The organism is Nostoc spongiaeforme FACHB-130 (assembly GCF_014698475.1).
GTDB lineage: Bacteria > Cyanobacteriota > Cyanobacteriia > Cyanobacteriales > Nostocaceae > Nostoc_B > Nostoc_B spongiaeforme.
In genome coordinates, this window is the sequence record NZ_JACJTB010000001.1 from 98,846 (window position 1) to 112,055 (window position 13,210).

General features: G+C 37.3%; 10 protein-coding genes. 2 read left to right on the forward strand and 8 right to left on the reverse strand.

The window, feature by feature from the left end; all coding sequences use genetic code 11:
- Positions 1-69 precede the first annotated feature (69 nt).
- From H6G74_RS00425 to H6G74_RS00440, 4 genes are all read right to left on the reverse strand, one after another.
- The gene (locus H6G74_RS00425) at positions 70-771 is read right to left on the reverse strand and encodes a TIGR04283 family arsenosugar biosynthesis glycosyltransferase (RefSeq protein WP_190965799.1); all 702 of its coding nucleotides are present in this window, start codon (positions 769-771) and stop codon (positions 70-72) included.
- Positions 772-819: 48 nt separating this feature from the next.
- Positions 820-3,579 carry a hypothetical protein gene (locus H6G74_RS00430; RefSeq protein ID WP_190965800.1) on the reverse strand — a complete coding sequence of 920 codons (2,760 nt, stop codon included), beginning with the start codon at positions 3,577-3,579 and terminating at the stop codon, positions 820-822.
- A gap of 545 nt (positions 3,580-4,124) precedes the next feature.
- Positions 4,125-4,895, reverse strand: a complete 771-nt coding sequence (locus tag H6G74_RS00435; RefSeq protein WP_190965801.1) for an SDR family NAD(P)-dependent oxidoreductase — start codon at positions 4,893-4,895, stop codon at positions 4,125-4,127.
- A 56-nt stretch (positions 4,896-4,951) separates the two neighbouring features.
- Positions 4,952-5,461, reverse strand: a complete 510-nt coding sequence (locus tag H6G74_RS00440) for a GNAT family N-acetyltransferase (RefSeq protein ID WP_190965802.1) — start codon at positions 5,459-5,461, stop codon at positions 4,952-4,954.
- Positions 5,462-5,596: 135 nt separating this feature from the next.
- On the opposite strand from H6G74_RS00440, the gene H6G74_RS00445 reads away from it, so the two are divergent.
- Entirely contained in the window at positions 5,597-6,265 is a 669-nt protein-coding gene (locus H6G74_RS00445) for a class I SAM-dependent methyltransferase (RefSeq protein ID WP_190965803.1), read from the forward strand.
- On the opposite strand, the gene H6G74_RS00450 is transcribed toward H6G74_RS00445, so the two are convergent.
- Positions 6,266-6,640: a DOPA 4,5-dioxygenase family protein gene (locus H6G74_RS00450; RefSeq protein WP_190965804.1), complete on the reverse strand. Its 375-nt coding sequence runs from the start codon at positions 6,638-6,640 to the stop codon at positions 6,266-6,268.
- 88 nt (positions 6,641-6,728) lie between these two features.
- On the opposite strand from H6G74_RS00450, the gene H6G74_RS00455 reads away from it, so the two are divergent.
- Positions 6,729-6,920 carry an RNA-binding S4 domain-containing protein gene (locus H6G74_RS00455; protein WP_190965805.1) on the forward strand — a complete coding sequence of 64 codons (192 nt, stop codon included), beginning with the start codon at positions 6,729-6,731 and terminating at the stop codon, positions 6,918-6,920.
- Positions 6,921-7,124: 204 nt separating this feature from the next.
- On the opposite strand, the gene H6G74_RS00460 is transcribed toward H6G74_RS00455, so the two are convergent.
- The 3 genes from H6G74_RS00460 to H6G74_RS00470 all read right to left on the reverse strand — a co-directional run bounded on the left by H6G74_RS00460 (position 7,125) and on the right by H6G74_RS00470 (position 13,135).
- Positions 7,125-7,379, reverse strand: a complete 255-nt coding sequence (locus H6G74_RS00460; protein ID WP_190965806.1) for a TIGR03643 family protein — start codon at positions 7,377-7,379, stop codon at positions 7,125-7,127.
- 75 nt (positions 7,380-7,454) lie between these two features.
- Positions 7,455-11,180: a HEAT repeat domain-containing protein gene (locus H6G74_RS00465; protein ID WP_190965807.1), complete on the reverse strand. Its 3,726-nt coding sequence runs from the start codon at positions 11,178-11,180 to the stop codon at positions 7,455-7,457.
- Positions 11,181-12,559: 1,379 nt separating this feature from the next.
- On the reverse strand, positions 12,560-13,135 hold the full coding sequence (locus H6G74_RS00470; RefSeq protein ID WP_190966088.1) for a hypothetical protein: 576 nt from the start codon (positions 13,133-13,135) through the stop codon (positions 12,560-12,562).
- Positions 13,136-13,210 lie beyond the last annotated feature (75 nt).

Sequence of the window (13,210 nt, forward strand, 5' to 3'; positions counted from 1 at the left end):
TTTAATCGTATATCATTTGTAAAAGCATCTCTCTTTTAACTAAAATACGCTATTTAAATGAGAAATAGCTTAATTATGCTTAAATTTTTCCCGACGATACCAGCTACGAATGCGCGTTGGTGAAATGCCAAACAAATAAGCAACTACAATAATTTGATTTAGTAAGGTAGTTTTCACAATTCCCTTTTGCAACCATCTCCGCGCTGAAGTTACTACTGGCGTGCTGATAATTACAATGCTTCCTGTAGAATTTAATCGGCGAATTAATTCAAAGTCTTCCATGATGGGGAGTTCAGGAAAATTGCAAATTTTTTGGAAGATTTCTGGTGTTAAAAAAATTGCTTGATCACCGTAGGGCATTTGGAAAAAACGCGATCGCCATTTTACACCCAACTCCACCAACCTTAACCCAAAAGCTGGGTGATCAATCTGCAAATCAAACGCACCAGCCACTACTCCCGGTTGTTGCAAAGCTGTGCGAATCAAAACATCAAAGTCAACAGGTAAACGAGTATCTGCATGAAGAAACAGCAACACCTCACCACTAGCCACCGCCGCACCTGCATTCATTTGCACCGCGCGTCCAGGCGGTGAGGAAATCACTTTCGCACCCAAAGACTGAGCAATTTTGATTGTGTTATCAGACGAGCCACCATCGACGACAATCACTTCTATATTTTTACCAGATTGCGTGCTGGCGATCGCGCCTAGAATATTCTCGGCTTCGTTGAGAGTGGGAATAATAATTGAAACTTTAGCAGTTTGTTCCATTTAGATTACCAAAACAATAAATTATCTACTCTATATACCTTATCCATTTTAAAACCGAAATCCCCCCTCAAAACGCGCCTCAAATGTATTTCCACTCATACCTAAGCGAGATTCCCAAAACATATCATTATCTACCGTTTCACGCTTAATTAATAACCCATAAGAAAAATCATTAACTCGGCTTCTAATACCACGGCTAATATCTCGAAAGTTTTGCAAATAAGCGCCAAAATGCCAATTCTCATTTAACTTTTGCGTGCCTTCTAGAGTGTAGAAAAGATTCTCACTGATTTCTACCGTAGTTTTCAACTCTACTCCTGTACTAAATTCCCATGCACCTTGAAAAAATCCTGTTTGTCTCAGACGACGAGTTTCATCATAAAATATAATTCCCGTAGTCAATGAATAATTATTCCTATCTTTGTCTTGACGAATCAAAGAATAACTCAAATTAATATAAGCAGGATTTTGATAATTGCTGCCACTATTCCAATGAAATCTTAATGCAGGAATATGGCTAGTAATAGCTTGAGGTTGCCCAGCAGCATTTAATTTTATATGAGTATTAATATAGTTTAATAAACCATTAGTATAGAAACCTAATGTTGGCTCGGAAGTCCCAATTTCATTTGTAATATCAAAAGCATTGTTTGAATTTAAATTCAACCAAATTCCAGAATTAATACTATAGTTCCAATTACCAGTAGCCCCAGCCCATAAAGTTTCGATCGCAGGTAAAGATAAATAGCCATTAAAAGTTTTGATATGAGTAATCAGTCGTCCATTCTGGCTGAGTTCAATATTATCAAATGCCAAATCAAATGAGCTGATGTTTACCGGAACTGTTGTAGTATCAGATGAATTATAGTTTTGGACAAAACTCTCGCCATTAGGACTAATTAAAGCCACCTGTAAAGCTGTGGAACGGTTATTAGAAACTGTAGGTATTTGTGTTGCAGGAATCGGTACATTCACATAACTTAAACGTCCAAAACTGCGATTAGAAATATCTATTTTAGAAATATAAGTTTCACCTTCTCTCCATGTACGTTCGCCATTGATAAACTGCACTGTTCGACGATAATTTCCAGTGCGGATTTGTAAAATACTAGAACTAGTTGGTGTAATTGTGCTGGGAAAAGTATAAGTCCCAGAAATTTGATCTAAACTACTTGACCGATTTCCTAAAAATAGGGTTCTGTTGAGAATTTGATTAATTTTTCTTCTCTGTTCTGGTGTAGATTTGGAGTTAATAGGCGCAAAATTTTCTTGTCGAGAGAATCGCGTTTTAGCTTCTTGTAAACTGTTTGCTATTTCAGGAGGATTGATAAATTCAAAAAAACTTCCAAACAACATTCCTAAAGAAGTATTAGCAGTTTGGATTTGGTCTACATCTATTTGATCAAGAGAAAAAGACAAAGAAACACCAGGATTACTATAAATATTAGTGTAAGTTGCTTTGTTAATTAATGAATCGTACTGCAACAAAGTCCGATTATGGGGACGACTAAAATAAAATCTCTGCCAATTTTGATTTTCGGTTTTATCTCTAGTTCTTCGGAGAGTTTGTTGTTGACCTAAAGTCACCCAAAATAGCGAATTTAGATAAGAAAAATTACGTTGCTGATCACTAATATCAGAATTTAGCAAAATATCAAATAAATCAGAGTTATCAAATTGTTCTCGATTCCCTTGTTTGATTCCTGGTAGAGATGTAGTTGGCGCTTGAAATCTTGTTAATTCACCAGTTAAAGGATTTCCCCAAATAAAGCCAGCTTGTTTTAAATTATTTTGAGGAACTATTTCACCTCTATGTAGGCTAACATCGCCTAATAATGGTTGTAAGTTATTCGTAGGGAAAGATTGTAAAATTACAGGAGGACTATTAGCATTCAAGCTAGAAATATTAGGAACTATAGAAGTTATTTGTAAACCATTAGCTGTCAGTGGACTATTAATTTGAACAGGTGGTGCAGGAATACCTACTGGATTGACTAATTCAGCAGCAATTGATTGAATAGAAAATTGATTGAAGCTAGTTCCTCCTACTAATTCTTGAAAGTCTTGAGGAAGCGAAGAAACAACTTGCATTCCCCACAGCCTTTGCGTTAAGCGCACAATTTGGGTACGTTCAAAGTCTATGATTTCTCCTTGATATGAAATACCAGTTTGCCAACCCTGAGTTTCTACTACAATTCGATTACTAGGTAACACCCAATAAAATTGCTCTGCTTGCGGAAAGTTGGCAAAATTAAATCGCTCAACTATGGGATCAGTAGCAGAAAATTTAATCGAAAAATCAATATAATTGGCATTTTTAAAAGGGTTAAATGAGGATGTAGCGAAATTTAAGTTATATCTGGGGTCAATTATCCAAGGATATCTCGTAGCACTGTTAGTGAGAGCGTTGAGTATTAATAGCTGTAACTTTTTTTTGTTGTCAACAGAAGTTTGTTCCGAATCATTTAGATTATTCGGCTTGCTAGTATCAGGTTCAGTATTATAAAAATCTGGGTTGAGAGTTGGATTAAATAAATTTGGGATATTTGGATTATTGATATTCGGAAAAAATTGAACTGGGTCTGAATTTATATTTTGTGCCGTACATATATTTATGGAAGTACATCTAATGTTGTTCCCAGACTTATAATTAGCAAGAGCTTGGTTATCCTTTGGCTGAGAATTAATTAAATCTTGAATTGGAATAGTTTTAGCTGCTACTTTTTCAAGTATGAAATGAGGGAATAATATTACTATAAATAGTAATATTATAATATATTGCTTGTCACGCAATAATTGATTAAACATGAGCAAACCCAATATATAGTTTTAGGTGGCAATATAGGCAAGCTATTTCAAAAATTGCTCAAGATTTACTCACATATTTTTTAGCAGATAATATCAATTCAAAAAATCATTGTTACAAATTTTACTGTGATAGAAACATCATCTAGACTTTGTTAGATTTCGCTATCACTGCATCCAAATTTGTATATTTAAATAGATTTCAATTAAAAATATAAATTGGGACTTTATTACTGTAGTAAAGTCCTATAAATTTGATACTTTTGTGTGCCATTGTTGGTAAAATATTATGTCTTATACAACTGTAGATACACCCTACATATTGCTGAAAATTGTAGGCGATCGTGGTCTTTAATCCTATTGAACTAAAGACTGAATTAACTATCAGCAACAAAAGCTATATTAAATAGTTTTAGGTGAGTTTAATGCAGCAATAATGTCTTAAAAATATATTGAAATGCTAAACTTTTATACTGGAATATTATATGATTAATTAATGGGCGATCGCACTTAGCAATCCACCCAATTTAAGCTCTAGCTTCAGATTTTTACCAAGGTAGCTTGCTCCCATCCCAAGAGAAAAATTGCCCGCTATCACTTGGTTCCAGTTTTTCAATTACAGTTAATAATTGGCTCACAGTACGTTCTACAGAAAATAATTTTTCTGGGGGTACATTGCGCTGAAATGGTCGAGAAAGACGTGTATCGGTTGTTCCTGGATGTAAAGTTACAACCAAAGTTTGAGGAGAAATTCTGCCATACTCAATTGCGGTTGTTCGCATCAACATATTCAGCGCCGCTTTAGAAGCACGATAACCATACCATCCACCTAGTTGATTATCGCCAATGCTGCCCACTTTAGCAGATATAGAGGCAAATACACTTGGTTCTTGATGACGAAATAAAGGTAGTAAATGTTTAGCTAATAACACCGCACCAATACTATTAATTTGAAAGTAGCGCAGTAAATTTTCTGGATTAATATGTTTTAAGCTTTTTTCTGGTTGTAAATCACCTTCATGTAACAGCCCAACACAGTTAATTACTAAGTGCAGTTTATTGATTTGTGATCTGATATTTTGTACTGCTTTAACAATCTGTGATTCATCAGTAATATCCATCTGTAGGGAATTTAATTTATCAGGATATTCCTCTGTTAAATCTAGTAATTCTTGAGCAGTTTGTTCTTGCCGATGTGTGGCATAAATTTTGTCAATTCTTGTATCTTGAATTAATTGTTTAACAAAACCTAACCCAATGCCTTGACTGGCTCCGATAATCATGGCATTGGCATTATTAAAATTTTCTCTAAAAGGCATTTTACTTAGTTTATAAATTTAGTAATTCAATAATATTACATTTTCTTGCTTGATCATCAAGCTTTTAACCGATAAAATAAATGAGGTAAATTAGCATAAATCATTTCTCGCTCATACTTAAAGCCTAATTTTTCCATCACTCGTTGTGAAGCTTGATTTGTGGTTAGAGTAAAACAAACAACTTCTTGTAATTTCAGTGTTTCTAAACCAATTTGCAAGATTTTTTCACCCATTTCGGTAGCTAAACCTTGTCCCCAAAATTTAGCTATCAGAGCATAGGCGAGTTCAACTTCATTAATTCCATCTATCTCAGTATTACGAAGACCAGCCCGCCCGACAAATTGATGATTAAGTTTATCTCTAAATACCCATAAACCATAGCCATAACGCTGCCAATGATGCAAGTTATTGAAAATAAACAACCTTGTATCTTCATCAGAACGTACACCACCTAAAGTTGCCATAACTTGTTTGTTTTGGTGCATCCGATTTAATTCATTTAAATGTTGAAATTGCAGCCTTTCAGCTAACAGACGATGCGTTTTAAAGGTCTCCAATGACTGCATATTTTCATCCAATAAATTAATCTTCCGTGTTCGTCCTGTTTCTCTAAGTAAAATAATACTACGTTAAAACGAGCGATATGCAGTAATTTGATAGAATATTTACACAAATCAGCAGTAAACACAAGATATAAAAATATGTCTACTGGTAAAACTCTGAACTTGACACAAAATTTGTACGAGTATCTGTTGTCTGTCTCTCTACGTGAACCAGAAGTACTTTTGCAGTTACGACAAGAAACGGCTCAACATCCCCGTGCAAATATGCAGGTTGCACCGGAACAAGGACAGTTTTTAGCGTTCTTGGTAAAGTTAATTGGTGCTAACAAAACTTTAGAAGTAGGGGTTTTTACTGGTTACAGTTCTTTGAGTGTTGCTTTAGCATTACCACCTGATGGCAAAATTATCGCCTGTGATGTGAGTGAAGAATTTACATCTGTGGCTCGGCGTTATTGGGAAAAAGCCAGTGTGGCAGATAAAATTGACTTAAGAATTGCACCAGCGACGGAAACTTTAGAGTATCTTTTAGCACAGGGTCAAGCGGAAACTTTTGACTTTGCCTTCATTGATGCTGACAAAGAAAACTATTATCGCTATTACGAATTGGCGTTACAGTTAGTCCGTCCTGGTGGTTTAATTGCGATTGACAATGTATTGTGGTCGGGAAAAGTGGTGCAATCAGAACTACAGGACTCATCTACTACAGCTATTCGTGAGTTTAATAGCAAGTTAGCGCAAGACGATCGCATCGATGTCAGTTTGATTGCGATCGCAGATGGGCTAACTTTAGCACGCAAGCGTCATTAATTATCTCAATCGTTGCAAGACTTGGATATTCAATTCCAGCTTATTTCCCAACCATAAAGCATGGTCTGTATGATCTGTCACATCATCACCAGTCTCAGGATGAACGAGAATCTCTAAACCCCCACGGTTCAACATTAACCAAGGTACAACTTGGAAAAATTGGTCTGGCGCAAAAGCAACTTGATACATTGATTTGGGATGTGGCCCAACTGGCTGATCATGCCAACGTCCTAATTTAACTTCAAATCTTACACCTAACTCTTCGCGGATTTGAGCAGCAACATCACGAGTTTCGGGATCATAGTAAATATGAGCATGAAAATCGATGATGCTGCTGTTTTCTTTTATGGACTGACTCAGATTATTTTGTGTCATTTTAATCAAAATTGTCTAAACCAAGCGTTAAGCTAATCGATAAAATAAAGTTGATGTGCAGTGCTAACTACATTCAACAAGTAGCCAGATGATTAAACTCGACCAATTTTTAAAGTTCTTGGGTATCGCTCCAACTGGCGGACAAGCCAAACTAATGATTATTAATGGTGATGTAAAAGTTAATGGGATAGTCGAAACCCGTCGCGGACGGAAATTAGTTTCCAGCGACCAAGTAACAGTAGACGGCAAAATTTTTACAGTTGAGGATGTAATTGAGTAGCAGGGTTATCATCTGGAAGGGGGACAAGGGAGATAGAGGTTGATTGGATAACTTATTTTTGGGATTACCTTGATGGTGTAAAATGAGCGATCGCTCACTTCTTCCAAGGTAACTTTGTCCCCATCTCGGTCAAAGCCGAAAAAATTAAATATATAATTAGCACCCCAGCACTGAGCAAAAAAATGACAACATCGTTATTCATATTTATGATTTTTGATTTTGTGATTTAAATCTGCCGGCAACAAATTCTCGTTTATTTAAATGTTTAGTTTTTCGTTTAGTGACTCGTTCTCGCCACATCCGAAAACTTGATGGTTTCATTTGCTGACGCATTAAGGCAATTACCTGTTTTTCTTGCAGTCCAAACTGTGCTTCAATGGCTTCAAATGGGGTTCTATCTTCCCAAGCCATTTCAATAATTCGATCAATTGTTTGGAGTTCAAGATTTGGTAGTTTCATTCCTTTGCTAATAATTTTTCACTGCGGGTTAAATTTATTTTACTTTTTGATTAATGCCAATTTCCATCTCAACAATCACGAAAATTTCTCGCCTAATTCCGTTAGCTTTTTCTTCGCCAACTCCCGCACCTGCTCATCAGGGTCATTGGTGGCGCGATCGCGTAACAATGGTAATGTCTGTGGATAGTGGGGATATTGTTCGGTAATGGCTTCTAGTGCGACTTGGCGGGGATTATCTTGAAAACTATATTCCCGCGTAAAGGGGTCGTTAACAGCACAGTTATAAAATAATTCAAATAAATCAAGTTGGTCTTGAAAACCCCTGGCTAACTCTTGTACAGCCACTTGTCGGACATTCGATGATTTATCAACAATGGCGCGTTTCTTGAGAATTACCAGCGTCTCAGGGTCATTTTTGAAACGTCTGGCTAATTCTTGCAAAGCAGCTTGACGGACATCTGCATATTTATCAGCTGTTGCGTGTTTTTTTAATATTGGGAGAATATCAGGGTCATTGGTGAAATTTTTGGCGAGTTTTTGCAATGCTGTGCGGCGGACATATTCATTCTCATCGGTGGTGGCGCTTTGTTTGAGAATGAGTAAGGTATCGGGATGATTTGTGAACCCTCTCGCTAATTCTTGCACAGCCGCACGCCGGACATCAGAATATTGATCTGCGATCGCCCTTTGTTGCAAAATCAACAGAGTTTCAGCATCATCTTTAAATCCTCTAGCTAATTCTTGCACCGCCGCACGTCTGACATACTGGTCGTTATCCGCCGTCGTACGCTGTTTTAGCCAAGGTAAAATTTCTGGTTCATCTTTAAACCCCCGCGCCAATTCTTCAACGGCTGTTTGACGCACACCAGAATATTGATCAGTTATGGCGCATTGTTGGAGGATAGAGAAAGTATCAGCATCATCTTTGAAACTCCTAGCTAATTCTTGCACAGCCGCTTGGCGGACATATTCATTTTCATCATTGATAGCGCGTTGCTTGAGTATCAACAGAGTATCAGCATCATCTTTGAAACTTCTAGCTAATTCTTGCACAGCCGCTTGGCGCACAGTCCAGTCATCATCTGTGGTGCGTTGTTTCAACCAAGGTAAAGTTGCTAAATCATCTTTAAACCCCCGTGCTAACTCTTGGACTGCTACTTGGCGCACAGTCCCAGAATTATCAGCCGTCACACGCTGTTTTAGCCAGTGTAAGATATCGGGTTTGTCTTTAAAACCCCTGGCTAATTCCTGCACAGCCGCTTGACGCACATATTCATTTTCATCGCTGGTGGCGCGTGTTTGCAGCAATGGGAGAATTTCTAAATCATCTTTGAAATTCCGTACGAGTTCTTGCAATGCTACTTGTCTGACTGTCCAATCATTATCTGCGATCGCCCGTTGTTTTAACCATACCAAAGTATCAACATGATCTCGAAAACTTCTCGCTAATTCTTGGACTGAAGTCCGGCGCACATCTTCATGTTCATCAGCGTTAGCCAGTTGCTTCAACCAAACTAAAGTATCAGCATCATCTTTCCAAGTTGTCGCCACAGATGTCACTGCTTTAGTCCGAATTTCTTGGACTAATTTTGTTTCTTCTTCATCTCGATAAGGTTGATAATAATAACCAAGGTCATATTTCGTTAAATCTTTCAGTCGATTTAATAATTTATTCGCCGTTGTTGTGACTAACAAGCGATTCCGTACCTCTGCAAGACACTTAGCCGCTAAAAACAAATTAATAAACTTTTCCCCTTCACCATCTTGTGCCATTAAATATTCGAGAATTTCGCAAACAAACCTCGGCTCAATCATTCCAGTAATCAGGCGCAAAACCTCATGCCAAGTTTCATAACGCCAATGTTTGCCAAACACTTCATTATTTAATTCTTTAATGGATAGTGTTTGTGTTTCCTTAAACTGCCAGACAAACTCCCAAGCACAAAAATATTCTAAAAAAGTCCGATGCACAAAAGCATAATAATCTCCACCCAAAAAACACAACATAAAATTGCGCGTCCGTAGTTGATTAATCATCACCCGCGCCACTTTAGTTGGGTTTTCAAATTCGATATTTTTTAAATAGCGAATCAAGATTTTTTCTAAATCATGCACACTAATTAAATTGCCAGTCAACCCTTTAGCACTAGTTTGCATGTGATAAGCAACTTGACGCAACATCGCCTGCTTATCTTTATAGTCAATCGTTTTCGGATCAAGCCGCGAATCTTCTACTAAAGCGCGTTCCACATCCCATTGATGCAGCAACACTCGTGATGCTTGTTCATAAAGTGTGGCGCGATCGCGGGGCAATTCTTGGTTACGATTGAGAATTGCCATCATCGTTAATAACAGTGGATTTCCTGCCAATTCACCAATCGATTTTGAAGTATCAATTGCTTTTTGTAACCGTTCCCGTTTTCGTAACTTATCTTCTTCATCATGAAAAGTTAACTCATGCCAACGATAGATAAAATCTTGAATTTGTTCTGACTCCAAATCTTGCAACATAAAATGGCGAAATTCTGCATCTCGTAACCGTTGTGGTTTATAGCCAATTACCCGCGAACTTACAATTACTCGCACATTAGGATAGACATTCGTAAACCGATGAATATCTGTAATCACATCTTCACGTTTTCCCAACTCAAAAACTTCATCTAAGCCATCAAACATTACCAAAGCATTTCCCGCTTTTAAATGTTCATGGAGTTGATTTTGATTCAGATGATGAACTATACCACTACATTTATGAAAAAACTCTAAGAAATTACTACACTCATTATTTTCTCGTCTTCTAATATAAGTGCGTAACTCAATTAATAAAGGAATCGGTTGGAAAATAATATTATTTAGCGGTGTTTCCGCCCAATTCAACGCTAAAAATTGCAATAATGTCGATTTACCAGAACCAGGATCACCTAAAATAACTATATATTTACAAACAGGATTATTAATAACATCTAATACCGAAACAATTGGCTGTTCAAAATAAACTCGGCGGTAGCCTTCTAACTCTTCTAACAAAATTTCCGCTTCTACTTGATTGCTGTCTCGCTGCTTTTTGAGATGTTCTTTAGGTAGTTCATGTACTTGGGGTAAAACTTGATGCACTTCCCGGACATTCTGAGCAATAAACATCCGCCATAACTTCAATTCATTATAAGCATACCCAGTGGTATCTAAACTATCTAATTTCAGATTTCCATAACGCTCATATAGTCCTTCTTGATACTTTTGTAAATCAAAATCTGTCGGAATCCCACCTATATATTTCAAACTGCTATTTATTTCTTCTAAATTTTGGCTATCTAAAAGAGAGCGTAACTTATCTGACTCACGAATAAGAGCTTTAACTTTTTTGATATATCTTTTGGTTAATCTTTCCCATTCAAATTTATGGGGTAAACTCGGTAAATTCATCTCATACCAAGTACGGAAAAGTACTTGAGTATCTAGAGAATGACATTCTGCTTGAAAAGGATAACCGAGAATCTCCCTGAGAAATTGGTTACTAATAAACTCTTTCAAAGCTTTAGTATATTGTTGCAGTGCTAGTTCTTCGATATCTGCATCTTCTAATTCCTGCTGGATTAATTCTAAAAATTCCTTTAAGGCTTTGCCAGCAGTAATTTCTATTTCTTCCTTTTTAAACTGCTGTAAAATGTTCTTCGGTATACACTTTAATATATCCTTAGCCCAGTCCTTGACTACATCTTTGGCTAATTCCTCAAAAATCGGTTTAAAAGCAAATCCGACAGCTTGAGTTACGCCCCAAACAGCCAACCAATCTATTATCATAATCGCATTTACCCAGGTTTAAACTTACAAGATATGCAATCGTTACAAGGGTGAACTAAGGCAGGTAAAAGATTATGAGCATTTTTCTCTAAAAAGTACTTTATATTTAATTGTAACTAATTAATTTATGCTTGGTGAATGTACAAATAAATATGATGATGATATTCCAAAGTAATATACAACTTTTGATACACTGTATAGATTAGATTTTTAATTATTAGTAATAACCGTAAATGAGTCAATTCAACTGAGTAAATAATAAGTATATATATGACTCATATTTGACTTTTGAAATACAAGTAGTGGACTGACACAGTTAAATTTGTACAATAACCGAAATTCCATCCTCGTCCATCTGTCTTGAAAAGTTTGCTCAAGTCGGCAGAGCCGCCCACGCAACGCCAGTGAGGGAGTCGGGGAACCCGCCCAACGCACTGGCTCAACTTTTCGCTGCGTCCATCGGCGGTTAAATCTATCCAAACTCTATTGCATCACCTTAGTCGTGTCAGTCCACTACTAACTAAGAGTTATAGCTTTATCCGGATTAGTTAGCATCTACCGGGAACAGTTTATTGGTAGATGCACCTTGATCTTCAACTCCCCTGGCTGTTTAACATAGCTGGGGGTTTTTTTTGGAAGTTTTATCCGGTTAGAGACAGCCGTCAATAGAACAATTAATTGGTAGATGCACCCTGATAACTAATTCCCCTAGCTGGCTTTCACCAACTGGGGGATTTTTTTGCGTAATTTCAGAATCAGAAAAATTTTATCCGGTTAGAGCCAGCCGTCAATAGAACAATTAATTGGTAGATGCACCCTGATAACTAATTCCCCTAGCTGGCTTTCGCCAACTGGGGGATTTTTTTGCGTAATTTCAGAATCAGAAAAATTTTATCCGGTTAGAGCCAGTCGTCAATAGAACAATTAATTGGTAGATGCACCCTGATAACTAATTCCCCTAGCTGGTTTTCACCAACTGGGGGATTTTTTTGCGTAATTTCAGAATCAGAAAAGTTTTATCCGGTTAGAGCCAGCCGTCAATAGAACAATTAATTGGTAGATGCACCCTGATAACTAATTCCCCTAGCTGGCTTTCACCAACTGGGGAATTTTTTTGCGTAATTTCAGAATCAGAAAAATTTTATCCGGTTAGAGCCAGCCGTCAATAGAACAATTAATTGGTAGATGCACCCTGATAACTAATTCCCCCAGAGGCTGCCACCACTGGGGGATTTTTTTATGGATTGCAAACATCATTGCTGCGAGTGTGATTTCCAAGCTACAGAGATAAAAACGCAGTTGATTTGTGATAACACTCCTCAGTTATTTACCAAGAATAAATAATAGTAAATATTTAAATTCTCACAAATCAAGCAGATTTATCTTTGCCAACCTACTAAACCCACTATTTCTAATGCTTCCGCCACTTGTGGATGCAATGTGCAGTACCAAACATCCTCAAAACTCCACTCAACCAAAATGGCAGTCGGAAATGGCGAACCATCAGCATGAGTCGGTAACACACAATTTAAATGTTTTGCCAGCAAGTAGCCAAGCCTAGCATATTGCAAATTCACAGCCCCGTAATGGTCATAACTAGCTGCTTTGGCTAATTCAGAAGTTGTCGTAGTCCGGTTAGGGAAATGATAATGAGCCACTAACATCGCTCGGTGTCCCGGCGTGAGGCTGGCTTCAATAGTGGTAAAAGCTTCGGCATATTCTTCAGCCGAAGGAAGAAACTTATCAATGTGAGAGTCAGGAGTATCAATTACCTCTTCCATATCATCCAACGCCGCCGCAATCAGTTCACTGCAAAAGGCGCTTTTTGTGTATCCCATCAATTGCGCTAGTTTCTCTAGGCGGGAGTGGTCTGTAGGTAAGAGCGTTACAGAAAACCTCACTGACTCTTCCTGGCACTGCAACATCTTGTGTGCTAATCTTTGAACCTTAGTCATAACGGCAAAATGCACCAAAAATAATTCATCATTTTTAACACCAGTATTTACGGTGGTCAAATTCTGGTGACATAT

Bases quoted from the DNA above. Each gene is read 5' to 3' on its own strand.
- H6G74_RS00425 (WP_190965799.1), bottom strand. From the start codon at position 771: ATGGAACAAACTGCTAAAGTTTCAATTATTATTCCCACTCTCAACGAA.
- H6G74_RS00430 (WP_190965800.1), bottom strand. From the start codon at position 3,579: ATGTTTAATCAATTATTGCGTGACAAGCAATATATTATAATATTACTA.
- H6G74_RS00435 (WP_190965801.1), bottom strand. From the start codon at position 4,895: ATGCCTTTTAGAGAAAATTTTAATAATGCCAATGCCATGATTATCGGA.
- H6G74_RS00440 (WP_190965802.1), bottom strand. From the start codon at position 5,461: ATGCAGTCATTGGAGACCTTTAAAACGCATCGTCTGTTAGCTGAAAGG.
- H6G74_RS00445 (WP_190965803.1), top strand. From the start codon at position 5,597: ATGTCTACTGGTAAAACTCTGAACTTGACACAAAATTTGTACGAGTAT.
- H6G74_RS00450 (WP_190965804.1), bottom strand. From the start codon at position 6,640: ATGACACAAAATAATCTGAGTCAGTCCATAAAAGAAAACAGCAGCATC.
- H6G74_RS00455 (WP_190965805.1), top strand. From the start codon at position 6,729: ATGATTAAACTCGACCAATTTTTAAAGTTCTTGGGTATCGCTCCAACT.
- H6G74_RS00460 (WP_190965806.1), bottom strand. From the start codon at position 7,379: ATGAAACTACCAAATCTTGAACTCCAAACAATTGATCGAATTATTGAA.
- H6G74_RS00465 (WP_190965807.1), bottom strand. From the start codon at position 11,180: ATGATAATAGATTGGTTGGCTGTTTGGGGCGTAACTCAAGCTGTCGGA.
- H6G74_RS00470 (WP_190966088.1), bottom strand. From the start codon at position 13,135: ATGACTAAGGTTCAAAGATTAGCACACAAGATGTTGCAGTGCCAGGAA.